Genomic DNA, 23,828 nt, shown 5'->3' on the forward strand with positions numbered 1-23,828 from the left:
ATTCTTTCATTCCATCAGACCAAAACTCCAATTCAACCTTTTTTGCTTTTCCTTTCTCACTCCTGTGTTTTACTCGTCTAAGTAGTAAGAATTGGGGACGACATTGGTTTCGACTGTTGTTGGCTTGGATTCAGTGGCACGTAGGGGTGAGGGACCTCTTAAAAACCTTCAAAACAATAACTGCAAATAACGAATTTGCTCTAGCAGCTTAATTTTAAGCTCTACGGTTTCACTGGCTGTTTCCTTAGGTGGCCAAGAAACCGACACCTCTCTAAGGACCTTTCGGATTTGTCGCCCGCTTCGAACCGGATTGAACTCTAAGTAGGATAGGAATTAGTCCCCCGTTTGTAGGGTAAGTCTTTCCGAAATTTATTTGCAAACTAAACGTGTAGAAGCTGCATTTGAGGATGATAGGACCCGGGTTCGACTCCCGGCGTCTCCAGAATTCATTTTAAATATTTTACAAATCAATTTCATCTAACAAAAAAATTACGACGGGAGTCGAACGACCGCAGCAGAGAGAAATGGCAGCTCGCGGACTGGGACACCCCTGTCTGCGTGCGTTAAGCCATTTCGTCCTGAGCACACGATGTGCGAAGGCTGATGCGGGACGGGCTGGAACGTGTTCGACCTGGATGGGAGAACCGTGGAAGCCGACTCCCGGCGTCTCCAGAATTCAGGCATCCGTTTCTCGCGCTCAACTGGCCCTCCGTGGCCAGATTTCGCGCCCGCACCCATCCTTGGGTGCTTTTCGAAACGAACGCCTTCATCGGGTTATTAACTAAAGTTTATTCGAATCCCTTTTATTATTCATTTCCTGATAATATCTAACAAACAATTCACGATGGGAGTCGAACGACCGCAGCCTTACATTTTAATCTTGATAAGTATATCTTATGGTTTTAGTTCTATAGATATTACCGTTTCTCCAGATTCTTTTTTCTTCTAAGATAGAATCACCTTTCAAAATCGGTAAGTTTGTTTCTCGCTCACTAGGTGTTGTATAAAAAATAAAGGTTCTTGGTGCGATCCATTGTAATTCTTTTCTCATACCGTCAAAAACATGATATTCCGATTTTGATAGATCAAATACATATTTTGTGCGAACAAATCCAGTTCCAACATCGAATACAAAAAATAAATCTTGCGGAGAAACGGATTCAAAGTAACACATATGCATGTGAATTTGTTTACTGAGATTCTTCAAGAAGACTCGGTGAAGATTCAAATCATATACAACTCCTTCAAATTCTTCCTCATCATTTTGAAATACAATTAAAAGGAAATGTCCTTTTTGTTCTGTTTTAAAAACTTTTTGATAGCGGCTACCAACAAATATTGTATCTAATAATTTGGAAGTTTTTCCATCTAAAATTCTTAAACTTCCATTGTTTAATTCAAATTTTAGTTTTGAAGATACATTCTTGACAGCGGAAAAACTTTGTGGACTTGAAAAAATATAATCTGAATAAACATATCCTTCGAAATGGTTTGACGAACGAACCTTAGTCCAAAGCCTATAATCTGAGTTGTCGTCGGTGATTTCACCTAACACTGTGACTTTTATATTTCCATCCAATTGTCGAATGACTTTTGATTTTTCACTTGGTTTTTCGCGCAACATCACTTTGTTCCCAGAAATATAAACATCCTTTTGGTAACTGCACATCGTGAAAAAAAAATAAAGAAGAAGTAAGTAATTTCTTTGGATCATTGTCTTTCTTAAATGATTATGATTTTACAAGAAGAATTCTAATCCTTACTTTGAATCAGTTTAAATCCCAAAAAAGAAATTAAACTATAAAAGGGAATCAATACAAGATTATGCCAAGTCAACATATGGATGGATGTTTCATTAGGACAGAGAAAGGAAATTCCTAATTGTGCAAATGTAAATGGTAACGCAAAAACCGAAAATTGAAATAAAATGGAAGGCTCAATAAAACCTTGTTTTAAATTTATATTTAATAAAATCACAGGAATTGTGGAAATTAGCAGTACTAATGCTACGCAACTTGAACCGTGATGAGTCAACTCCTCAGATATAGAGGAGAATAAACCTTTTTCAGTAAATGATACGGATAAAACTAAAAAGCTAAACCAAATAACAATAATTAAATTATGGATTAAATAATCATAAGTAGATCGATTGCCTGGAATGTTTCTTTTAAACAAAACAATTCCACAAGAAAGAAAAACTACCATCAAGGTAACAATGGATTCCCAAAATCTGGGAATATGATATTGTCCACGAATCAATATGGAAAACGCCAAAATCACAATCATACTTAATAATGAAAAGAATGCCCATATTAAAAATCGATACTCTGGGCTTTTTAATGGAGACACTTTTTTATTGTCTTGAGTTAGAACTTCAATTAATTCTACAGTTTTCATAATTTGTCTCCTGGACGAAGTCGAATGATTTTATAAATTCTATGTGCTGCCGTTTTTACTGCAGACTGCGACATAGACATGATTTTCGCAGTTTCAGCAATTGACATTTTATCCAACTTTAAAAGACGAAAAATCAATCTTTGTTTTTCGGAAAGTTTGGTTAATATTTCGTCAATTCGTTCCTTGGATTCATCCTCAGTTGGAAAATATTTATTTTCCGGTAAATACTCATTAGACATAAGGAATTCTCTTTTTTTCTTGCGACCTTTTTTTCGAATGTAATCAATGATCTTATAATTAGCAATCGTATACAGCCAAGGCAAAAAGGATTTGTCAGGTAAAAAAGTATGTTTGGAAAGATGGACTGCAATAAGGATTTCTTGAAGAACATCTTCTCTATCTTCTGCATCAAAAATTTTTACACTAAGAATTCCTCTTAGAATTACACAAATTTCTTCCAATAATTTCTTATAAGCTAATGAATCACCTTCTTGCGAAGAACGCATCAAACCAGATAGTTCATCAGGTGAGATCCTGTTCTTGGAAAATTTCAACACTCTTCTGTCATCCCTATGATTCGTTCATAAATCAATTTATTTATAAAAACCTAATTTTTTTTTCACAGATGTAACTTTTCAAACTTTCAGACGAAAGAATCTACAATTCAAACTAGGAGATGATTATGAATTACAAATCGGGAATACTTTTAGGTGCAGCATTGGCTGGACTTACTTTTACATCTTGTATGAGCGCTAAAACCCAAGTTGCGGAAAAAGCGGAAGGTGAATGCCACGGAATCAATGCCTGCAAAGGACAGGGAGATTGCGGAGGAAAAGGACATGCGTGTTCAGGTAAAAATGCATGCAAAGGACAAGGTTGGAAAGGTACTTCCGAAAAAGAATGTGCAGAGAAAGGTGGAAAGTTCATTAAATCGTAATACCTTTGAACAATAAAACTCCCAAATTTGGTGTTGGTCTCAGACGAGAACATTATCCTTATCTAATGGAGAAACCAAATACAGATATAGATTGGTTTGAAGTCATCAGTGAAAACTATATGAACACTGAAGGACGCCCTATGTCTGTATTGGAATCCATTCGAAAGGACTACCCAATCACATGCCACGGAGTTGGTATGTCTTTGGGAAGTTCCAATGAAATTGATCCAAAATACCTTAAAGATTTAAAACTACTGATTGATAGAGTGGATCCATTTCTGGTATCGGATCATTTGGCTTGGAATCATTTCAATGGAAATAGATTACATGAGTTGATTCCTGTTCCATATCATGAAGAATCTCTAGAAGTCATAGCAAACCATATTGATCAAGTGCAGAATGAACTACAAAGACAGATTGCAGTAGAAAATATATCAGCCTACTTCCAATATACGTCTTCTACGATGAACGAATGTGAGTTTTTAAGTCTACTAACTCAAAAGACAGGTTGTTTAATTCTTCTGGACATAAATAATATTTATGTAAATGCCAAAAACTTTCAATTCAATCCAATTGATTTTATCAAAACGATTCCTAAAAAAAGTATAACCCAGATTCATTTGGCTGGTTTTACAGATATGGGAAATTTCCTATTCGATACACATGCAGAGCCAGTACATTCAGAAGTATGGAATTTATTGGAAACATCGTTAGAATATATTCCAGAAAATGTTCCAATCATGATTGAATGGGACGAAAATGTTCCTGAGTTTCATAAACTGGAGACAGAACTAAACAAAGCACGAAAAATCATGAATAAAAAGGCTAAAAATGAAACTAAAGAACCTTCAGAATTTATATTCTGACTGCATTTTATCCAATCACGATATTCCCTTTCAAAATCAAATCATTGCTTGCGGAAATTTATCTTTGGAAGAAGCTACATCCGTTTATAAGCAAGCCTACTTTTTTCGTATGAAAGATACCATGTTCGACAATTTCCAGGCCGTCAATTTTGTATTAGGTGATACTTTATTTGATTTCGCAATTGAAAAATATATAAATCAAAACTATCATAAGTCTTATGATTTATCTAACTACGGAGGACATTTTCCTAATTTTCTCTTGGAAACCTATCCTGAATTTCCTTATTTAAAAAATTTGGCTGAATTTGAAATACAATTTACAGACAGTTTTCATAAAAAAGAACACATTAGTTTTGATCTTTCTAGTCTCCAAAATGAAACCGATTTGGAAAATTCCGTTTTCGAATTTGGAGAAACAGTAAAACTTATTCAAAATCAATTTTCGATTTATTCCATTTGGAAAAATAGAAAGTCAAATCTGCAGCCAGATATTTCCAAAATCGAAAATCAAGAATTTCTACTTTTATACAAACAAAATTCAAATATTTATGTACTTACACTAGAACCTTTTGAATTTTATTTTATAGAATTACTACTTAATGGTGAAACCATTAACGATTCATTGAAAAAAATTGGTGAAAATTTCCAATTGAATCCTGAAATCATATCCAACCTTTTTGGAAAAATAGCAAGTTCAGGAATCATTAAGAACATTTTTATAAAAACATAAAATCCATCAAATAAAAGAACCTAACTTAATTTTAGGCCATACTCCAAACCATGTATGGTAATAGAGCATATAAATTCCAAAAGAAATACCGCATAAAATAAGAAAGACGGCTGTTTTTCGAAAGACTAAAAGGTTCCCCATCTCGACGGTCATTTTCAAAACGATCTTAGTAAGTCTATCAATGATAGAGAACAAAAAGAAAAAAAGCAACAGGATCACAGCCATACCAATCAAAGTCACGATAGGTTTTTCATACATACTTGTAAGACCCAATACTCGTCCATTGATTGTTGTTACAATCAAATCCACTGCAAGTATACAAATTAAGCGAAAATAGAAACCTAAAAAACGATGAATGAGGGTTTGTTTCGATGAAGTCGACATGGAAAAAAATCTAGGGATCCTAATCAAGTTTGCAAGTATGATTTTTCAAAACCAGTGATCAGATTAGAAATTTTTTATCATATAGATTTCAATTTCTAATCGAAGTGTTTTCAAAAATTCACTGTTTACTAATCTAAATATGTATAACTTTTGGTATTGGTTCTATGGATGGTTCCATTTCTCCAATTCCTTTTTTCTTTTAAGATCGTATCACCTTTCTTAATTGGTAAGTTTATTTCTCCCTCTTATGGTGTGGAATAAAATATAAAGGTTTTTGGTGTAATCCACTGTAAACCTAACCGCAAAAATGTTATCGATTTATTAATATCGAATATCATACTTTGCCGATAATGTTATTTTTGATTCGTACGACTTGTCTTGTTTATTTCATTTGTATCCCTTTTTCTCTCTTCGCCGTGGAACCTACCAATGAATTACAAAAAGAAGAAAGTGAATCTAAACCAGCCGGCCAAAAAATCAGAGACCGAAGAATTCAGATTCAAAACGATTTTGTTGTTGAACCCTCTCCACAACCACCTCCCCCAAACCCTTCTAAAGAATTTTCTCTCAAAAATGAAAATGGTGCAAAATATGTTACCTTCTATCCTGGTGTCCAAGCAAACTTAAGTGATTTAAAGATCGTATCTTCTACTGGCGGAAGAGCAGTAATGATGGATGACCAACGGATGGACCAGAATCTAAATTTTCTATACGATCTAAAATCACCGGAATGGCAAATGGGAGAAAACTGGGGATTATTTATTTTAAATCGAAATGTCAACTTTAGACAATCAAAACAAAAAATTACTGATGTAGTCGCAACCAATAGTTCAACAAGTGAAGATTCAGGTTCCTCAAATAAATCTTCTCCTATCAAACAATATACTAACAAGGATTTGGGGACTGAAACATTCGGAAGTTATCACATGTTACTTCCTGCAATTTATTACGGTCAAAAAGGAAACGATAAATTTCGTATCGGTTTAGGATTAGGGTATTCCAAAGTCAATATACAAGGGACTGCCGATTTCAATGACGGTAATGGATATTTTAATAACTTTTTAGTCTTTAGTTCCGGAAGTAACTTAGATGAAAAAATTGATAACATGGGAAAGTATTCCTTAATCAACAATGGAAATATAGATGCAGACCCATACCGCGCTTACTTATTGTCAAACCTGTCATCAGGCAATCATTTGGAAGCTCTTGGTCTTTACACACTTTTAAAAGGTGATGTCAATCCAAAGTCCATCGATCCGTTTTTAGCCTTGTTTTATTCACAACTCACCAGTAATAACTTAAATCCGCTGGAATTATACGCCCTACTCACTTTAGGAATTGGAAGAGTGAATTCTTCCTCCAACCAAGCAAAAAGTTTTTATCTTTTTTGGGAAATACCCATTGGTGCGATCAATTGGAGACTAGGTATCGGTGGTCCCTTTTATACTCAAAATGGATATAAAATTTCTCTCACAACCATTGAGATGTCCTTTTATACGCCCATAGAATTTTAGATTTTGTAAGTAATAGTGGTTTGAGCAGAAGTTGTCAATTTATTTGTTAGGTGTATTTTATAAGGAATAAAACACCGTTTAACACCGTGCTTTCGGATCTCACTAAACAGCCACTTTTTAAAATCATTTCATGACTGGAATATAAATCATCTCTTCAGAACTCGTATCATTATTTTTATATTTGTCTCCCAACACTTCAAAATGAGGACGTTGGTCCAACATATATCCCGACTTAGGAAACCATTCCTGAAATATTGTTTGGTAAAAAGGGCCTGCCTGGCTTGGTAAACCTTGGTACAAAAATCGAACATAAAGTCCTTTGGGAATTTTTATGATTTCTAAACCATCGCCGATGATAGGTTCTTCACTCACTTCCACTCCGGCCCATTTCATAAACCGATTTGATGGATTAAAACTTTGAAAATAATCAGAAGGGTAAATCGACATGGAAATCAAATTGTTATCCAATCGATTGGATATGGATTTTAGTTTTGGCATAAATGTTTGCCACAATGTTTGTGTTTGATTTTCTAAAAGAGAAATTTCTAATTTCCTACCTACAATTATTTTTTGATTAACTTCTATTATTTCTGAATCCATAAGCATAACATAAAATGATAACTTAAATTTTGCAATTTTTTATTGCTAAATTTATAAATTACTACACTTTCATCTCTCTTAATTGTTTTGCGTCACGAGCAGGAGAGGCTCCAAAAAATCGTGAATATTCCCTATTGAATTGCGATGTACTTTCGTAACCTACATCTAACGCTGCATCAGTGACCGAATAACCACTATAGGTTAAAAGTTTTCTTGCTTCCAGGAGTCGCAATTGTTTTTGAAATTGAATCGGACTTAGGCCAGTTATGGATTTAAATTGTCTATGAAAGGTAGTGATTCCCATACAAGCTCGATTTGCCAATTGGTCTATTTCAAAACTATCTGTAAAATTTTGTCTAACCCATTGGATGGCTTGGTGAATGCTCGATCCTTTTTGATGGGAATGAAATAATTGCCTGAGCCGCCAACCTTCTGGTCCAATCAACACATGGTATAAAATTTCTCTTTCGTAGACAGGGGCTAATGCTCTGATATGTTCCGGTGTTTTCATTAACCGTAACATTCGTAACCAAGCTTCTAAAAAAGGAAGGGTAGCAGGACAGGCAGAAAATTCCTGATTATTTTTGTTAGCTTCGCTATTGTGCGGAGTATCTTTTAACAAATCCAATAACACTTTTTGATCCAACTGGATCGCAACAGACAAATATGGTGAACCATTGGCAGCTTGCCTTACGTAACCCGTTGCAGGCATTTCTGTGGGAATGACAAAATAAGAAGGCCCTTCCAAATGAACCACCTGTGTGCCAATCGAAATAGTTTTACCACCTTGGACAACTAGACCAATTAACGGTTCATAGACGGCCGCTAGTTGGTGTGTCGGAACTTCCCCTTGGATCATTAGCACACGCGGAAGCCCTGTTTTTGTAGGTTCCGTTGTGGCAGCTTGGCAAAGTCCCACAATTTCATTTAGTATTTTCTGCACTACCCATCCTAACACATTATATTTTTTTAGGCACTTATTTCTTCATAAAAAGCGATTTTTAGCCTAATTTTTAAACCAAAAAATTTAGAAAGGTAGTTTTAGGCAATTATTTGGCAAAATCGGATCTTGTTACGAAACTTCCCTTCGGTTATATTACTTATCATAAAACTTACAAACAATGAAGTCTTGTTTCCATGAGAAGGAACCAAATTCTTTTATCACATCACAAGTGTTTATTGGTATGAAGTTTACAAAAGGAGTTTATTATGAAAATAGCAATCATCACTGGTGGTAGCAATGGAATTGGGAAAGCAACAGCTCTTGAACTTGGCAAACGAGGAATCAGTGTGATCCTTACTTACAATTCTTATAGGGACCGAGCGGAAGAAGTAGTCAAAGAAATTGAAAAGAACAAGGGAATTCGGGCCATTGCTTTGAAGTTAGATCTAACTAAAAAGGAAACCTTTCCCATGTTTGTTGATGAAGTAAAAAACAAACTTAAAAATATTTGGAACCGGTCCAGTTTTGATTACCTTGTCAACAACGGTGGGATTGGTGGACCAATGGCATTTACAGATTTAACCGAAGAATACTTTGAACAAATTTTAAATACCAACTACAAAGGTCCTATCTTTTTAACGCAAAAGTTAATTGGGCTTATGGAAGAGGGAGGTGCAATTGTCAACACTTCGAGTTCTTCTAGCACAAAAGCCTTTGTTGGTTATTCCATTTACGGATCTTTAAAAGCTGCTTTGTCCACTTGGACTCGTTACTTAGCAAACGAACTAGCACCACGCAAAATTCGTGTGAATGCAGTATCACCTGGCCCCACACATAGTAACTTTGGCGATGGAGTATTTGATAAATATCCAGAATACATCAAACCGTTAGCTGACCAAACTGCCTTCGGACGCATTGGGCTTCCCGAAGATATTGGGAAGGTCATTGTCAATTTTCTATCTGATGACTTTGGATGGGTGACTGCACAAGACATTGAAGTTTCGGGAGGACATTTACTTTAATACGATTAGAACATAATCACAACGACTATCAAGAGTGGATTTCCAATTTGGGTCCACTCATTTGAATTTCAATCTTTTGCTTCCATTCTCTCATTCGAAATTGGTTTTCTTTCATTGCGTATTTTATTAATGGGGCGTTCCCAATCTAATGCAAAAAAACACTACCTATAAAAATGGGCCAGGCTCCTCCGGGGTGCGCTTACGCTCCCGTCCCCCGCCATCTAACGATGTCAGGTGACCAAGCCCTCCGTATCCTTAACGCAAAAACAATACAAATTGAATTTAAAAAATAAATCTCTTGATGAAAATTTAGAATCTGTTCTCTCAATAAGATACCTTTGGTATTTCTTTGGTGAAAAAGGGGACAATTTAATGAGAAAACTAATTATGTGGAATGTGATCACATTAGATGGCTACTTCGAAGGGGAAACAAACTGGGATTTAAGTTTTCATGGACTTGTTTGGGGAAAAGAACTCGAAGAGTTTAGCCTCACCCAACTTCGCTCTGCCGACATACTTGTGTTTGGTGCAAAAACCTACCAAGGTATGGCCGATTATTGGACGAACGCTCCCGAAAACGAAGGAGAAGTTGCCAAATTTATGAATGAAATTCCCAAACTTGCCTGCTCCACTACTCTTAGTTCTGCCACCTGGAAAAATACCACCATCACTAAAGATGCTGTGAGCGAAGTTACTAAATTAAAAAAAGAAGGTAGCGGCGATATGTTTGTCTTTGGAAGTGGGATCCTTTCCACATCACTGATGAAAGCAGGATTATTTGATGAATTTCGTATCTGTATAGCGCCTGTATTTTTAGGAAAAGGAAGGCGACTTTTTCTAAACGAAATTCCAAACAAAGAATTGAAACTCACCGAAACAAAACCACTTTCGACTGGTGGTGTAGTTCTTAGTTATGTACCAAAGGAACAAACATAAACTCATAAATTTTATGAACGATAAGGAAAGTTTTCTATGACAACAAACAAATTCGAAGAATCCCTGAAAGAAGGACCTCACAACCAATTACAACAACTCCTTGGTCACTGGTCTGGAAAAACCAAAACTTGGTTCGAAAAAGATGTACTGTCTGACGAATCCGATGCAGAGGCAACCATCACCAGTTTGTTAGATGGTAGATTCATATCCATCGATTATCACAGTAGTTTGGATGGGAAACCATTCGTTGGTAAAATGATTCTTGGATTTGATATCCCTTACCAAAGATTTACAAGTTCCTGGATTGATAGTTTTCATATGGGATCACAAATTATGTTATCAAGTGGAGAAAGTAAGGGTAAGGGATTTTCTGTCTTAGGTTCTTATGGCAATCCTGAATATGGAGATAAACTTTGGGGTTGGAGAACAGAGATTCAGTTCCTCAGTGAAAAAGAATTTTCTCTAACTGCTTTTAACATCTCTCCCGAAGGCGAAGAAGCAAAAGCCACAGAAACAATTTACAAAAGAGTGGGTTAACCTTTGACTAGTGAGTAATTTCAAAAATGAAAATTGATCCATTATTGAATTCAAATACAGATCTATTTTTTAATGATTTACAAACTAAAAAACAATACCAAAAATAATTTGTACATGTTAAGTGAAGATTTAGATAGAATCTTAAAACTGAAAGCAGAGTTAGATGCCATTCGGCCCATTCCCGAGGAAACAATGGCAAAGGTCATGCAAAAGTTTCGACTCGATTGGAACTACCATTCCAATTCGATGGAAGGGAACTCTCTCACTTTCGGTGAAACCAAAACCTTTTTACTACATGGAATGACTGCTTTAGGCAAACCATTAAAAGATCACCTTGAAATTAAAGGTCACAACGAGGCCATTCTAGAGTTAGAGGATATGGTAAAAGGGGAAGTTCAACTCACAGAACAGAAAATTCGCAGCTTCCATCAATTAATTTTAGGAAAGCCATACACCGTAAAAGCTTTTACCAAAGAGGGAATAGAAACAACAAAAGAGATAATTCCTGGTAAATACAAAACACAACCCAATCATGTTATAACTTCTACTGGTGAAACATTTTATTTTACTGAACCAAATCTTGTTCCATTAGAGATGGAACAACTTCTCAAGTGGTTTAGTGAAAACCAGAGCAAAAACGAACTCTCGCCACTAGTATTAGCTGCGACCTTTCATTACCAATTCATAAGAATTCATCCCTTCGATGATGGAAATGGAAGGATGGCACGAATCCTCATGAATCTAATTCTGATGATGAACGGTCATCCGCCTGTGGTCATTAAAACAGAGGATAAAGAAAATTACGTTCGCGCACTTAGACTAGCAGATGGTGGTGAATTAAATCCCTTTATTGAATACATAGGCCAACAATTGATTCACTCTTTAGAACTGATTATAAAAGGTGTCAAAGGTCAATCCATTGAAGACGATGATGATATCGAAAAACGTTTGAAACTACTTACACTGCAAATAGAGGAGAACAAAAAAAACGAAATTAGTGTTAAACGAGACCCAAGCCATGTTTTTGAAACAGTTGACCAATCCATTGTTCCGTTGATCGAGGATGTAATTTCAAAATTACCTAAAATGAATTCCTTTTTTTTAGAAACATCTTACGAGATAATAACACCTTTAGAGCCATTAGTGCCATTTGCGCGGACTAAATATACAAACTTAAATCAACTAAAGGAATCATTTCAAACTTATGCAAGGAACCTAAACGAATCATTTCCAAAGTCGATAACAGTTTCAATCAGCTTAAATGGATACAAACATTCTGCAGAAAAAGCTGACTTTAATATTCAAACTTATATATATATACATTTTAATGATTATACTTACAAAGTGAATTCATCTAATCTCGAAATCAATGAAATTAATTTGCCATATAGTCAAAGAATCTCTAACGAACTAAGCAAAACCTTTGCAAACAAATTGCTTGGCCACTGGGTAACGAAACTTGAAGAAATCAATAAGAGTTAGACCAAATACAACTTTTATTCTCATGGGGCGATCCCAATCCATCCGAAGACTCACCTTTCTTCCTGAAAAGGGTCAGGCTCCTCCGGGGTGCGCTGACGCTTCCGTCCCCTGCCATCTAACGATGACAGGTGACCAGGCCCTACGTATCCTTATCGCGGCGATAAAAACATAAATTCCAATCCAAAAACTATTGTTGTCTACCTTCAATGATTTGTAACAATATAACAATTGCGATTCCCATTCTTCGATCGAGTGCCATTGCACTATCAGAAGAAAAATCAATATTGAATTGAGGAACAAAAGGATTAAAAGTTTGTTTTAAAACTCCCACTTGTTTCTTGTTGATTGTGATAAAAAAAGTTTGAGGAATTAAATTGGTTAAAAAGCGTCGAAGTATTGCTTTCAACATACTATCTTCATCAATAGAACCTATCACTTGATCTTTTTTGTCTAAGATTTCCCAAGAATCTTTTAGTATTGATTTGAAACCTTTTCGACGAAGAGCACCCAACGTTTCATTTGAGGATACATCCACAACATCATAAATCGCAGAAAAATCGATCACACTACGTGCTTTTATTTTTAAAAGTTCATTGGATTTTGATTCATCTGCATAAACCGTAATATCTTCCTTTAGTTTGAATGCTTTTTGTTTCACAAAAAAAAGAAGGTTCGTTTTGTTTTCATCAAAAATGCGAATTTCGCCGCCAAAGATTTTCAGAAAACTTTTTTTAGCAAAATATTTGTTAAATGTGTACTGTTGCATAGGCCTCGATTGTATCAAAACCTGTGTTAATTCAAGTCAAAAATTAGTTAAATGAGTCGGTTATCGGTTATCATCACAAGGACATTCAAACTTTATGGTTTTAAATTCCAAAAATTTGACTTAAAACTTCTTCATATTCTTTGAATACTTTCGACTGTTTATTCTTTAATGTATAAGGTGCTGGCCCAGTTTCATCAATATGCAAAAATAATGACGTAGAAATTTCGTGATGGTGTTTGATTTCTATAGCCTCATCAAATAGTTTTGCATACCATTTGTCTTTTGTTAACTTTCGAATTTCATCACGTCTTACATTATCAAAATGTTTTTTACTTGTTGGATCTGTATATGCATTGTTAAAAAGGATCGGTAAAACTTCTGGTCCATTTCCTTTTCTATCACACCAAACTTCTGGAATGAATTTTTCTAATACCTGCACTGCATTATGAATGGCTTGTGCTGCCTGGTAATTTACAGGAATTAATACAGAATCAGAAACCGAAACTCCAATTTTACTAAAAAAACTCCAGTTGGTTGGACAATCGATCAGTATGTAATCAAAATTGCCTTTTGCACCAAAGGCATCGAGTAGTTTACGAAATTTTTTCACCATTGTCTGGGTGATTGCTCTAGTTGCATGAGCTGCACTATCAAAACGTTCGTCTCCCCTGATGATATGAAGATTTTTCCTGATTCGAATTGTATTGATACTTCCTTTAATTTCTTTCCCCAGTAAAATATCAAAAACACTTGTAGGTGTTTCTGTTTTTTTAACTTCAAGTTTAAAGGAATCGGTAAGGTCTCGTTGTTGTGGGTCTAAATCAATGAGTAAAACATTTTTTCCTTTTTCAGAAAGTACACCTGCAAAGTTACCAGTTGTGACTGTTTTACCCACACCACCCTTATTGTTATAAATCGCAACGATAAGTGGTCTCTTCTTATCTTCATAAAGTGCAGGCTTTTTTAAAAGTTTTTTGAGAAGATTAATAGTTTTGTCAGTTCCCTCTTCCAAATTTAAAATTTCAGTGAGTGGGAAAATTACTTTATTTTTTCTTTGAAAGACTTGGGCATTTTTGCCATTGATCAGTAGACCAAATTGCACTTTTTGTAAATCATCAGAGTTCATATAGTCAAATAACTGATACTTTGCTTCGATGTATGTTTTGGCAGAAGGGTCAGATAAATTGACAGAATTAGATTTTACTTCAATTGCTAAATATGGATTTTGATTTACAAAACATACAAAATCAGCTTCACCTGATTTTTTTAAAGTTACTTTGTCTTTAAAATCTTCTCGTTGATAACCTAAATGTTTGATTAACGGGAGAACTAGTCTTGTTTCTATTTCTGATTCACGCCCGTTTTGTTTTAAGAAACGTATAATGGATAGGAACTCACTTTCTTTTTTTGCTGCCATCGTATCTCTATTAGTTTATATCTATCAGTCAAAAAAATAATTACATTCTTTAGAATAACAAAATTTACTGATCATCCTTAATATCGGAACCTGCGATTCAATAAAAACAAAAAAATTACTTCCACTTACCGCAGTTAAAGGTTTTCATTTGATACCAAAAATTTCTCTTAATCTAATCTAATTCCTAAGACGGGAGCAAACAAAAAGTCGGAATAAACCTAGTTGTATTTTCTACCCATCTGGTTAAAAAAACCAATGGAATGCCCCTAAATTCAAAAAAGTACTTTACATAAATAAACGAACGATCGTACTTTTATCTATGGGTAAGGGTGAGGACACAAAATCAATGATTTTGGACAAAGCAGTCCAAATGGCAAGCATCCAAGGATTGGAAGGGCTTACCATCGGATCCCTTGCCGATGCATTGGGAATGTCCAAAAGTGGACTCTTTGGAAAGTTTGCTTCCAAAGAAAATCTCCAAATCGAAGTTTTACGTGTGGGAAGCGAACTGTTCCGGCGGAATGTTATGTATCCTGCTCTCAAAACCAAACCAGGATTGGCAAGGCTCAAAACAGCATTTCAGATGTGGTTGTCATGGGCAAATACGGATAGTCTACCGGGAGGGTGTTTGTTTTTGTCTTCTAGTTCAGAATTTGACGATAGACCTGGTTTAGTCAGAGATCATTTAAAAAAAACGCAACTTAGTTGGCAAAAGACATTAAAACAATTTGTGCAAGATGCGAAAGATACTCTGGAATTAGATGCGAATACAAATGTAGATAAGATGGTGCAAGAAATTTGGGGACTCATCTTAGGATTTCATTTTTATAACCGCCTTTTGGAAGACAAACAAGCTGAAAAGAGAACCAAACTAAGTTTTAACGAATTAATCAAACGTCACCAATACGATATTTGAAAAGAAATTGAGATAGGATTTTTATGAAAGAGGTTTTGAATTATGGAAACAAATAGCACGATCGTTCGTTCTTTAAGTAGGGTTTATCCATTTACATTAGAAGAAAAATGGGCCTTTGCCCGAAGAAGGCCAAATTTCTTTGGTTCAATGGCTGCCGGGTATTTTTTATCCACACAAAAACAAAAACCATCCAGAAAGGAAATGGATGTATTGGCGTTAGCAGAACAAAAAGAGTTTCAAGTGAACGAACACCATATCCAATACTTTCATTGGAAAGGAGAAAAAGAAACAATTCTTCTCGTTCATGGTTGGAATGGACATACTGGTAATTTTGCAAGGATTGTTCCTGCCCTTTTGGAGAAAGGATATAATGTCATAGGAATAGATTTACCTGGTCATGGATTTTCTTCTGGTAGGTATTCTAATATTGTATTATCAGCGAAGATGGTGTGTAGGCTCATAAATGAAATTGGAAATCCAAATTATATCATTACACATTCTTTTGGTGGCGCAGTCGCAACCGTAGCACAAGAATTAGGTGTAAAAGCCCAAAAGTTAGTTTATATTGCGCCACCTCTAAGATTAGAAATTTTAAGGAAAAGTTTTAGTGAATATTATCGTTTGACTTCGGAAGAAAGTGAAGCAATGCGTATTGTTTTAGAAAGAAAGGTCAAACAACCTCTTAGCAGTTTGGATTTAGAAAAAGCAGGTCCTAAATTTGATAACTCACTTCTTGTGATTCACGATGAAGATGATATGGAAATTCCTTTTGCAATGGGAGTTGCCGTTTCGAAGGCATGGAAAAAATCTAAATTAGTCCCAACCAAAGGACTCGGCCATAAAATGATTTTGAGAACTGAAAGTGTCAAAGATGAGATTATTGATTTTTTGAAAGAGGACTAAGGGAAATTTAGATAAGCAAAAACTAACTTAAAAAGTATTTAAGTTAGTTTTTACTAGAGAAAATAGAAATTTCTTAATTAAGAACTAGGTCTGGCTCATTGATGCCAGTTTATTGGCTTCATCTTTGATCATTTCTATATGTTCTTCTAGGTCTTTGGAGGCGCGACTGATTTCGTTGACTTCCATTTCTAGTTGAACAATCCCTTTGGAAGCTTCTTTCTGACCAAGTAACTGTTCTTTGGTGGATTCGGAAATTTGTTTGGATAGTTCCCGTATTTGTCCAAGTTCGGTTAGAATGGCCGACAAAGTATTTCTTTGTTCCAAGTATAACCGGTTCATATCCTGGATTTCCACCAAAGTTTGGTTCAAACGGTCAATTTGAGATTTTGCTAATTCACCCGTTTCTTTGGATGCATTTCTTGCGTTAGTTATAATATCTTTGGAACTTTTTACAACTACGGAGATACGTTTTACGTTGTTTTTGGTAAACTCAGCCAGCTTACTTACTTCATTTGCCACAACAGCAAAACCTTTTCCGACGTCTCCAGCCCGCGCCGCTTCAATTGATGCATTTAACGCAAGTAAGTTTGTCTTTTCTCCAATTTCAGCTACTATATTATTGATTTCGTTTACTTGGTCAAAAGAAGATTGGATGGATTCTAAATGAGTTGCTGTTTGGTCCGCTACTTCGGTGACAGACATACTTTCTTTTTTATTAATTTCAGCAATTTCCACAAGACGTTCACTTTGAACAAGAATTTGATCCACTGTTTCCTTTAGAATTTCAGTATCAGATACCATTCCTTGTACTTTATTATTTTGTTCTTCGATGGAAGACCCGTTGGATTCAAAAGAACTGGAAAGTTCGGATATGACCGCTGTAATTTCTTCTAAGGAAGCAGCTTGCGATTCAAGTTTTACTGACGTTTGTGATACAAAGTTACTAAAATTTGTTATGGAACTTTCTAATTTTACAGCTGCATTTGCTGAAATTTTATTTCTTTCTTTAGTTTGGTCTAAAAGAAGTTCAGCTTCATCTGCTTTGATTTCGGCAAGAGAGCTAATTTTTGTTAGGAGCTGCACTAGTAAACTAACAATATAACCTGCGATCAAAATAAAAACAGGTTTGAGAACTTCGCCAGCCATACCTACATAACCAATTTGGCGAGAGAGTTCTGGATTCACTGAAAGTTTAATCCCTGCAATGTTTACAGCACAATACAAGGCAATGGCGGAAGTTATAGCACCTATAAACGAATTTAACAAAACAAACTTACGGTCACCTAAAAATCCAGAATAGATGGCATTAAAAAAATAAATAAAATACACTGCTGTATTTGCCAGTGCTGCCTGCGCCTCATTTAAACTAAGGGTGCAGTCCATGATGATGGTACCACCAAGAACTAAAGTATCTAACAGAATGAGTGTCTTGTGAAACCAAGTGGGAGGATTTGATTTTCTTTCTAAAATATAAGCAACAGCACAATAAAAAGCCATTGTGCAAGTACCGATCATATGGATTAAAAACATCTTTGGTTGGAACTCGTCTTTTGCCCCTATCATGGCTAAAAAGAATAAAAGAACCAAACCGAATCTGATTCTATTGATGATGATTTTGCCTTGTTTCCAAAGATCTGCGATCGTTAACACTAAATACCCTCTATTGATTGAAATCACCAGATCGGCGATAGGGTCAATATTTTATTGTTCTTATTCACCGACGGATCAAAATCTATAGATATGATCCTGTTGTTTCTATTTTTTATAAGAAATTCAGATTTTTTAAAGAGAATTTTGAATCTGTCTATTTGTTTTTATTCTTGAATAGAAAATTTGGAACGAATCTAGAAAATTTTTTTTGTAGCTACATCCTTAATTTTTAAAATCAAAAACTAACAGAATTTTGCCGATGTTATTTTATTAGGATCGAAGTTTAGGAGAATTTTATGTCTGCTGGTTATTCAGGAAAACCTCTGGTCGAAAAATTAGGGATCAAAGAAAGTATGATCCTCCACTTCATTAATCTTCCCAACAAAGACTTTATCAAAACTTGGGGAACGTTTCCCAAAGAAGTTCAAATCCTCGACAAACCAAAAAAAGGTTTAGACATGATTCACTTTTTTACAACTTCGTCCGAAGAATACCGCAAAAAATTGCCAAAATTTATGGGTTTGATCAAACCTTCGGGAATGATTTGGATATCTTGGCCCAAAAAAACTGCAAAAATTCTTTCTGATATGAATGAAAATCTAATTAGAGATTTTGCTTTGGAACTAGGCCTTGTGGACATTAAAGTTTGTGCCGTAGATGAGATTTGGTCAGGATTAAAACTGGTAATTCGAAAAGAGAATCGTAATGCAAAATAAAAACAAATTAAATTTATGCTAGGTTACCTAATTTCAAATTTCTTAGTAAGTGCACTTTAGCCGGGATTGCACCTTCAGACAAACAAAAAGAAATATTCCTCTATAACGTATTACCCGCAAAAGAACAGAGAGAATATAGAAATACTGACTACGTTGGTTAGTCTAGTTCGATAAACCTTAATTGTTAGTATTCGTACGAATCGTCCGAAAAGTTTTTAATATGTGATTTGACAAATTCAAACCAACACTCATGACTTATGATTCTATTTGTTTTTTCTTGGGATTGGTAAAATGAAATTGAATAACCTAAAGACAGTAATCGTCGCTCTGAGTGTTGCCGTAATTATGGTGTTAACCATCGGGATCTCCTCCTTCGCTTACTTCATAGGCAAAACCTATATTGTGAATGCATATATAGGCGAAATGAAAAACGTTGCCAGAATCTCAGGAAGGCAGATTCAGAATTTTTTTGATAATCAATTTCTACTAGCAGAGTTGAATGCTACTAACCCCGAATTTGCGGAACGTTGTATCAAAAAGGATCGTAAATACCTAGACCCACTTCTTGCCAATTTAAGTCAAAAATTTGGAATTTACGAAAATGTTTTTGTATCCACTGCAGAAGAAAACCCGATGGTTTTTTCCGATGCAACCGGTAAGGCCATTGGATTTCGCTGGGGAAACACAGGTTTTGATGAAAATATCAAAGCCGTACTAAAGGGAAAACCTCTTCTCAGTAAGGTGGCAAAATCTCCTGTCACACAAGAACCCGTTGCCGTTCTCACTATGCCTGTATTCCAAGGGAATCAAGTGGTTGCGATCTTTGCCTTTGCGATTTCTTTGAATCATCTTACCGATGAAGTAGTAAAAGATGTCAAAATTGGAAAGGAAGGTTTTATAGCGATTACAGATAAGGAAGGCCAAGTCATTGGACATCCTGACAAATCGTTAATCTTAAAGTTAGATCTACAAAAACTCGATTGGGGAAAAAAGTTACTCACCATAAAATCTGAAGAACATATGGAGTATTTTTTCGGTAAGGAAAAAATTGCAACTGTGTTTGATATTGAACAATATAATATTCGTTTGGCGACAATTGCATCCCAAGGTGAAATTTTAGCAGTTGTTCATGATATGTTGTTTAAAATTGGAATCTTTTCTATTGTTATTTTAGTAATATCGATTTTTGCACTTTCCAAACTCATCACAAAAAGACTAAAACCAATTTCCAGCCTTAGAGATTTATTTAAAAAGATGTCATCAGGCGATCTAAGCCAATCCTTAAAAATCACCCATAGTGATGAAATTGGTGAGTTAAGTAGTGATACAAATTCATTTTTAGTTAGCCTTCGCAAAATTATTTCAGAGATTCAATTTATATCACAAGAACTTGCTTCTAGTGCAGGCGAACTTTCTTCTAGTGCCGATAGTTTTTCAGGAGGTGCCCAAGCAACAGCCGCTTCCACCGAAGAGATGTCTGCAACAGTTGAAGAAATGTCTGCGAGTATGGAAAACATTACCGGTTCGATTGATATCCAACACAATAATATTTCTCAGTTCCAAGTGAAAATCCAAGAGTTAGCAAATAGCGTCAAACAAGTAGCAGACGAAATCAATCATACCATGAACCAAATGAAGTCTATCTCTAACCAAGCGAAAGAAGGAGAACAGTCACTCACCGGTATGAATGATATGATCAGTAACATCCTCAAATCATCAGATGAGATGAAAGCGATCATTGCCATCATCAATGAAATTTCTGACCAAACACAACTTTTGGCTCTTAATGCTGCGATTGAAGCAGCTCGTGCGGGAGATGCGGGAAGAGGATTTGCTGTTGTTGCTGAAGAAATTTCTAAACTATCCATTCGGACAGCATCATCGATCAAATCCATTTCAGAGATGATAGGCAAAAACGCAAAGGAGTTGGATGGCGGTGCCAAAAGCATCCAATCCTCCACTTCCCTCATCCAAGAAATAATTAAAAATATCAATGGTGTATCGCAGGCAATGGATTCTCTTTATTCGATTATGGGTTCCCAAGCCCGAATCAACCAATCGGTTTTGGAAAACTCAGGAGTGGTCAAAGGGGAATCAGACCAAATTAAGGTTGCTGCGGATGAACAAAGGGGAGCGGTGCAGGAAATTACGGATGTCATCACCCAGATCAATGAACATACCATTAACACAGCCGCAGGGGCAGAAGAAATGTCTTCGTCTGCCAAAAATCTTTCTAATACGGCAGATAAGCTAAAGGGAATCTGCGACCAATTCCAATTATAACCTTTAGTTCTTAGTTGTCTTAAGCGGAAGGGATCGTAGCGGAAATCCTTTCGCCTAAGCGAAAGATTGCAGCGTAGAGCCCGGTCCGCACGAACGTGCGGATCCGCCCCCCAAATCTTCTTACCAATCCTCGAAAGAAACCAAATGGATTCACAAATTGGCTCGATTCCATTCGTGATGATCTTGTAATAAAACTCTAGTCTCATTGTTACAAACCTCGTTTTTGTTAAAAAAAAGTACAAAAAGTACGCCCCAAGGTCCCCTGTAACCAAATCGTAACAATTCTGTCATCCAATCCCAACAGTACTTCAATACGTTTGTAACTAGACTGAAACATTGAATCGGATGCGTTTCATCCGTTTGTAATAAATCCAAATCAGTCGTAACCAAAACGAATGAAGACTATTTCAAAAGCAATTTTGGCACTCTTACTCTTAGTAAAGGCAGTTTCTGCAGAATCAGAACCTGCACAAACCAAAGAAGTGGGTCAGGTGGGAACAAACCCAACGGAAGCCAGAGAACATAAAAAAGAAGCAAAAGAACCACAAGCGAAAGTATATCGAGATCTTTATGAAGATACGGAATCAGGCCAAATTTTTACAAAACCAGGTGCCAACCGAGTGAAGGTGGAGTACAACCGCCCCCTTTCTGGAAATACAACCACCCTTCCTGATGCTTTTGCGCATAGGCCTGATGATACTGCCAAAGAAAAATTAACGATTACCGGTAGGATGCAATTTCGCGGAGTTTCTGGATCACAAGACTCGCTTTTTAATAACGGACATCGCGATTTTAATACTGTGGATTGGAACTTCCGAAGGTTACGATTGGGAGCTCAATATGAAAACGATTGGTGGGGTGCAAACATCCAACTTCGTTTAGAAAACATGTTGAACAGGCCAGATGTCGTTCAAACCACTAGCACTTTAAATTATTTGGATGCAAATGGAAAACCAGCTACTACTAGTTATGTGACAAATACTAAAATGAAAGACAATCGTGGTTACATTCACGAAGCCTTTGCTTATGCTAAAATTCCTTATGGTGGAATGCGATTTGTGTTTGGACAATTGCCAACACAATTTAGTAGAGAGTATTTACAATCATCTGCAAATTTTGTGACATTAGAACGCAGTATGATTGTGAATGCGATTCCTCAGTTCGATAACGGTGTGATGCTCCAAGCAACTCCACTTAAAGAAATTGATCATAAATGGGAAAGATACCTTCAACTATCACTAATGGTTGGTAATGGAAAAGGTGGTGGCGGAGATTACGGAACAGGAAGAAGGCAAGATCTAACTTCCGCTAATCGATATGGCGCAGTGAACACTTCCCCTATTTACTATGCACGAGCACAAGTAAATGTGTTTGGCGGACTCAAACGAGAGTCTGATGGAAAGATGGTGAATTGGCAAGAAGGAGAAGAAATTTTCCAACGTGAATTAAAATGGTCTGTGGGTGCAGGTTACGTACAAACACAGAATTTAATCACACCAGCACTTTATGTTCCCGAATACACACCAGGAACCACAAGTGGAATCCAATTGTTAACAGCACAAGGTTCCAACCCAGATCGCGGAAGTTTAGATGCGAATGGATATCCTAATTTTTTAGTGCAAAACTCTATACCTACTTTGGGCCGACCTAAGATGGGACTGATTGGTCATACCTATGATAGCACTTTCACTTATAAAGGTTTTTATCTATCAGGCGCCTATACTAAGTTTGGTGGTTCCGCGTCCAATGATTTATTTGGATATCATGGAACGATTGGATACAATATTCCCATTTTTGATAAATACTACATTATGCCAGTTTTGAAATACGAATTCATCCAAGGTGATTTTAACCGAAATGGAAGGATCGATCCAACCGACTCATTACGAGTGTATTGGGCTGGTTTGAATTTGTTCGGGGACAAACATCATTTTAAAGCCCAATTGTATTACCAAGTCCTTGGCAATCAGTTTGATGTGAATCCGACCACGGGAAATGCAATGCCGATTGATGACAGAAGAGTTTACCTACAATTACAGGCAAACTTTTGGACCGGAGTTGTTTCTCCTGAAGCTTACAGTTATAGACCAAACTAAAAGGACCTTTATATGAAATTAAATCTAATGAATCGATTGTTGTTTATGGTCTTTGTTTTGTTTTTACTTGGCAATTGCCAATCCAAAGAACAGAATCGGGATGAAATTTCCTCACTTGTGATTAACAATTTATTAAACAATGTGCCGGATCGAAATAAATCTTTAGTGGTAATGGAAGTGGCCGACCTGGGTGGCTCTTATACTGGAACTTGTTATGATACATTCCAACTCAACGGCGGAAATATTGGTTCCACAGCTTACTTCAACACTCCTCCTGGTGGTGCTGGTGGCACCCTAAACACGGATGTAAAAAAGTATGCTGTATCAACTTCCTCTTGTTCCGATTTAGGATTTGCCAGTGGCACTAATTTTGGTTCTACATCACAAAGACCAAATCCCAATGATTTGTTTACTTTTAAAATGTTTACTTGTGATCCGAATAACAACCCTTGTGCGAAATCGGCGATCAAAGCAGCAGGATTTTAAACGAAACTCATCAAATCTCTAAAACTAACATCAAATTTCTTTTCACGAAAGGATAAAATCACTATCCTTTTGTGAATTTTGTAAGGATCTTAACTTCATTTAGAATTTGTTCTGTATGGAAAAGAAGTTAGTGTTCAGAAATAACTTAACTCTCACTTTCCTTCCCCTAAAAAAAAGATAGAATTGGATCTTCCATAGAAGAAGATATCGTCTTGCGAACGTAATAAATTTTAACGTGCGTTCTTTA

23 protein-coding genes and 1 other RNA gene are annotated in these 23,828 nt (G+C 36.0%); 15 read left to right on the forward strand and 9 right to left on the reverse strand.

Annotation, left to right across the window (positions count from 1 at the left end; all coding sequences use genetic code 11):
* The first annotated feature begins 93 nt into the window (after window positions 1-93).
* Window positions 94-445: a transfer-messenger RNA gene (gene ssrA / locus EHQ31_RS17610) on the forward strand.
* A 429-nt stretch (window positions 446-874) separates the two neighbouring features.
* On the opposite strand, the gene EHQ31_RS17615 is transcribed toward ssrA, so the two are convergent.
* The 3 genes from EHQ31_RS17615 to EHQ31_RS17625 are packed head-to-tail and all read right to left on the reverse strand — an operon-like array spanning window position 875 to window position 2,951.
* Window positions 875-1,714, reverse strand: coding sequence for an SH3 domain-containing protein (locus tag EHQ31_RS17615; protein ID WP_135572498.1), 840 nt, complete (start codon window positions 1,712-1,714; stop codon window positions 875-877).
* Window positions 1,715-1,752: 38 nt separating this feature from the next.
* Complete coding sequence (locus tag EHQ31_RS17620) at window positions 1,753-2,397, reverse strand: NrsF family protein (RefSeq protein WP_135572500.1); 645 nt, start codon at window positions 2,395-2,397, stop codon at window positions 1,753-1,755.
* Window positions 2,394-2,951, reverse strand: a complete 558-nt coding sequence (locus EHQ31_RS17625; protein WP_244247463.1) for a sigma-70 family RNA polymerase sigma factor — start codon at window positions 2,949-2,951, stop codon at window positions 2,394-2,396. Before EHQ31_RS17625 ends, EHQ31_RS17620 begins: the two co-directional genes overlap by 4 nt.
* 128 nt (window positions 2,952-3,079) lie before the next feature.
* On the opposite strand from EHQ31_RS17625, the gene bufA2 reads away from it, so the two are divergent.
* The 3 genes from bufA2 to EHQ31_RS17640 are packed head-to-tail and all read left to right on the forward strand — an operon-like array spanning window position 3,080 to window position 4,930.
* A complete protein-coding gene (bufA2, locus tag EHQ31_RS17630) occupies window positions 3,080-3,334 on the forward strand; it encodes a BufA2 family periplasmic bufferin-type metallophore (RefSeq protein WP_135572502.1) in 255 nt (84 codons plus the stop codon).
* Between the two features lie 5 nt (window positions 3,335-3,339).
* Window positions 3,340-4,200, forward strand: coding sequence for an MNIO family bufferin maturase (gene bufB, locus EHQ31_RS17635; protein ID WP_244247464.1), 861 nt, complete (start codon window positions 3,340-3,342; stop codon window positions 4,198-4,200).
* Entirely contained in the window at window positions 4,166-4,930 is a 765-nt protein-coding gene (locus EHQ31_RS17640; protein WP_135572504.1) for an HvfC/BufC family peptide modification chaperone, read from the forward strand. The genes bufB and EHQ31_RS17640 overlap by 35 nt, the downstream gene beginning before the upstream one ends.
* A 6-nt stretch (window positions 4,931-4,936) precedes the next feature.
* Here EHQ31_RS17640 and EHQ31_RS17645 read toward each other — a convergent pair whose 3' ends face one another.
* Window positions 4,937-5,314, reverse strand: coding sequence for a hypothetical protein (locus EHQ31_RS17645; protein ID WP_135572506.1), 378 nt, complete (start codon window positions 5,312-5,314; stop codon window positions 4,937-4,939).
* A 350-nt stretch (window positions 5,315-5,664) separates the two neighbouring features.
* On the opposite strand from EHQ31_RS17645, the gene EHQ31_RS17650 reads away from it, so the two are divergent.
* Window positions 5,665-6,828: a hypothetical protein gene (locus tag EHQ31_RS17650; protein ID WP_244247465.1), complete on the forward strand. Its 1,164-nt coding sequence runs from the start codon at window positions 5,665-5,667 to the stop codon at window positions 6,826-6,828.
* A 123-nt stretch (window positions 6,829-6,951) separates the two neighbouring features.
* On the opposite strand, the gene EHQ31_RS17655 is transcribed toward EHQ31_RS17650, so the two are convergent.
* The gene (locus tag EHQ31_RS17655) at window positions 6,952-7,428 is read right to left on the reverse strand and encodes a GyrI-like domain-containing protein (RefSeq protein ID WP_135572508.1); all 477 of its coding nucleotides are present in this window, start codon (window positions 7,426-7,428) and stop codon (window positions 6,952-6,954) included.
* Between the two features lie 61 nt (window positions 7,429-7,489).
* Window positions 7,490-8,371, reverse strand: a complete 882-nt coding sequence (locus tag EHQ31_RS17660) for an AraC family transcriptional regulator (RefSeq protein ID WP_135572510.1) — start codon at window positions 8,369-8,371, stop codon at window positions 7,490-7,492.
* 266 nt (window positions 8,372-8,637) lie between these two features.
* On the opposite strand from EHQ31_RS17660, the gene EHQ31_RS17665 reads away from it, so the two are divergent.
* The 4 genes from EHQ31_RS17665 (at window position 8,638) to EHQ31_RS17680 (ending at window position 12,348) form a co-directional block, all read left to right on the forward strand.
* On the forward strand, window positions 8,638-9,393 hold the full coding sequence (locus tag EHQ31_RS17665) for an SDR family NAD(P)-dependent oxidoreductase (RefSeq protein ID WP_135572511.1): 756 nt from the start codon (window positions 8,638-8,640) through the stop codon (window positions 9,391-9,393).
* Window positions 9,394-9,627: 234 nt separating this feature from the next.
* Entirely contained in the window at window positions 9,628-10,329 is a 702-nt protein-coding gene (locus tag EHQ31_RS17670) for a dihydrofolate reductase family protein (RefSeq protein ID WP_244247466.1), read from the forward strand.
* 36 nt (window positions 10,330-10,365) lie between these two features.
* Window positions 10,366-10,866, forward strand: a complete 501-nt coding sequence (locus tag EHQ31_RS17675; protein ID WP_135572513.1) for a DUF1579 domain-containing protein — start codon at window positions 10,366-10,368, stop codon at window positions 10,864-10,866.
* Window positions 10,867-10,980: 114 nt separating this feature from the next.
* Window positions 10,981-12,348 carry a Fic family protein gene (locus tag EHQ31_RS17680; protein ID WP_167481671.1) on the forward strand — a complete coding sequence of 456 codons (1,368 nt, stop codon included), beginning with the start codon at window positions 10,981-10,983 and terminating at the stop codon, window positions 12,346-12,348.
* Window positions 12,349-12,535: 187 nt separating this feature from the next.
* Here EHQ31_RS17680 and EHQ31_RS17685 read toward each other — a convergent pair whose 3' ends face one another.
* Together EHQ31_RS17685 and EHQ31_RS19030 are read right to left on the reverse strand one after the other, a co-directional pair.
* Complete coding sequence (locus tag EHQ31_RS17685) at window positions 12,536-13,114, reverse strand: LURP-one-related family protein (RefSeq protein WP_135572517.1); 579 nt, start codon at window positions 13,112-13,114, stop codon at window positions 12,536-12,538.
* A 100-nt stretch (window positions 13,115-13,214) separates the two neighbouring features.
* Window positions 13,215-14,531: an AAA family ATPase gene (locus tag EHQ31_RS19030; RefSeq protein WP_135572519.1), complete on the reverse strand. Its 1,317-nt coding sequence runs from the start codon at window positions 14,529-14,531 to the stop codon at window positions 13,215-13,217.
* Between the two features lie 319 nt (window positions 14,532-14,850).
* On the opposite strand from EHQ31_RS19030, the gene EHQ31_RS17695 reads away from it, so the two are divergent.
* Entirely contained in the window at window positions 14,851-15,447 is a 597-nt protein-coding gene (locus EHQ31_RS17695) for a TetR/AcrR family transcriptional regulator (RefSeq protein WP_135572521.1), read from the forward strand.
* A gap of 42 nt (window positions 15,448-15,489) precedes the next feature.
* Window positions 15,490-16,350: an alpha/beta hydrolase gene (locus tag EHQ31_RS17700; RefSeq protein ID WP_135572524.1), complete on the forward strand. Its 861-nt coding sequence runs from the start codon at window positions 15,490-15,492 to the stop codon at window positions 16,348-16,350.
* 84 nt (window positions 16,351-16,434) lie between these two features.
* On the opposite strand, the gene EHQ31_RS17705 is transcribed toward EHQ31_RS17700, so the two are convergent.
* Window positions 16,435-18,000 carry a methyl-accepting chemotaxis protein gene (locus EHQ31_RS17705; protein WP_135572526.1) on the reverse strand — a complete coding sequence of 522 codons (1,566 nt, stop codon included), beginning with the start codon at window positions 17,998-18,000 and terminating at the stop codon, window positions 16,435-16,437.
* Between the two features lie 296 nt (window positions 18,001-18,296).
* On the opposite strand from EHQ31_RS17705, the gene EHQ31_RS17710 reads away from it, so the two are divergent.
* From EHQ31_RS17710 to EHQ31_RS17725, 4 genes are all read left to right on the forward strand, one after another.
* A complete protein-coding gene (locus EHQ31_RS17710; RefSeq protein ID WP_135572528.1) occupies window positions 18,297-18,716 on the forward strand; it encodes a DUF3052 domain-containing protein in 420 nt (139 codons plus the stop codon).
* A 291-nt stretch (window positions 18,717-19,007) separates the two neighbouring features.
* Window positions 19,008-20,999, forward strand: coding sequence for a methyl-accepting chemotaxis protein (locus EHQ31_RS17715; protein ID WP_135572531.1), 1,992 nt, complete (start codon window positions 19,008-19,010; stop codon window positions 20,997-20,999).
* Window positions 21,000-21,394: 395 nt separating this feature from the next.
* Window positions 21,395-23,095, forward strand: a complete 1,701-nt coding sequence (locus tag EHQ31_RS17720) for a porin (protein ID WP_135572533.1) — start codon at window positions 21,395-21,397, stop codon at window positions 23,093-23,095.
* Between the two features lie 12 nt (window positions 23,096-23,107).
* The gene (locus EHQ31_RS17725) at window positions 23,108-23,581 is read left to right on the forward strand and encodes an LA_3150 family lipoprotein (RefSeq protein WP_135572535.1); all 474 of its coding nucleotides are present in this window, start codon (window positions 23,108-23,110) and stop codon (window positions 23,579-23,581) included.
* Window positions 23,582-23,828: the final 247 nt, after the last annotated feature.

The organism is Leptospira montravelensis, from assembly GCF_004770045.1.
GTDB classification, from domain to species: Bacteria; Spirochaetota; Leptospiria; order Leptospirales; family Leptospiraceae; genus Leptospira_A; species Leptospira_A montravelensis.

Bases quoted from the DNA above. Each gene is read 5' to 3' on its own strand.
- EHQ31_RS17615 (WP_135572498.1), bottom strand. From the start codon at position 1,714: ATGATCCAAAGAAATTACTTACTTCTTCTTTATTTTTTTTTCACGATG.
- EHQ31_RS17620 (WP_135572500.1), bottom strand. From the start codon at position 2,397: ATGAAAACTGTAGAATTAATTGAAGTTCTAACTCAAGACAATAAAAAA.
- bufA2 (WP_135572502.1), top strand. From the start codon at position 3,080: ATGAATTACAAATCGGGAATACTTTTAGGTGCAGCATTGGCTGGACTT.
- EHQ31_RS17640 (WP_135572504.1), top strand. From the start codon at position 4,166: ATGAAACTAAAGAACCTTCAGAATTTATATTCTGACTGCATTTTATCC.
- EHQ31_RS17645 (WP_135572506.1), bottom strand. From the start codon at position 5,314: ATGTCGACTTCATCGAAACAAACCCTCATTCATCGTTTTTTAGGTTTC.
- EHQ31_RS17650 (WP_244247465.1), top strand. From the start codon at position 5,665: ATGTTATTTTTGATTCGTACGACTTGTCTTGTTTATTTCATTTGTATC.
- EHQ31_RS17655 (WP_135572508.1), bottom strand. From the start codon at position 7,428: ATGGATTCAGAAATAATAGAAGTTAATCAAAAAATAATTGTAGGTAGG.
- EHQ31_RS17665 (WP_135572511.1), top strand. From the start codon at position 8,638: ATGAAAATAGCAATCATCACTGGTGGTAGCAATGGAATTGGGAAAGCA.
- EHQ31_RS17675 (WP_135572513.1), top strand. From the start codon at position 10,366: ATGACAACAAACAAATTCGAAGAATCCCTGAAAGAAGGACCTCACAAC.
- EHQ31_RS17680 (WP_167481671.1), top strand. From the start codon at position 10,981: ATGTTAAGTGAAGATTTAGATAGAATCTTAAAACTGAAAGCAGAGTTA.
- EHQ31_RS17685 (WP_135572517.1), bottom strand. From the start codon at position 13,114: ATGCAACAGTACACATTTAACAAATATTTTGCTAAAAAAAGTTTTCTG.
- EHQ31_RS19030 (WP_135572519.1), bottom strand. From the start codon at position 14,531: ATGGCAGCAAAAAAAGAAAGTGAGTTCCTATCCATTATACGTTTCTTA.
- EHQ31_RS17695 (WP_135572521.1), top strand. From the start codon at position 14,851: ATGGGTAAGGGTGAGGACACAAAATCAATGATTTTGGACAAAGCAGTC.
- EHQ31_RS17700 (WP_135572524.1), top strand. From the start codon at position 15,490: ATGGAAACAAATAGCACGATCGTTCGTTCTTTAAGTAGGGTTTATCCA.
- EHQ31_RS17710 (WP_135572528.1), top strand. From the start codon at position 18,297: ATGTCTGCTGGTTATTCAGGAAAACCTCTGGTCGAAAAATTAGGGATC.
- EHQ31_RS17715 (WP_135572531.1), top strand. From the start codon at position 19,008: ATGAAATTGAATAACCTAAAGACAGTAATCGTCGCTCTGAGTGTTGCC.
- EHQ31_RS17720 (WP_135572533.1), top strand. From the start codon at position 21,395: ATGAAGACTATTTCAAAAGCAATTTTGGCACTCTTACTCTTAGTAAAG.
- EHQ31_RS17725 (WP_135572535.1), top strand. From the start codon at position 23,108: ATGAAATTAAATCTAATGAATCGATTGTTGTTTATGGTCTTTGTTTTG.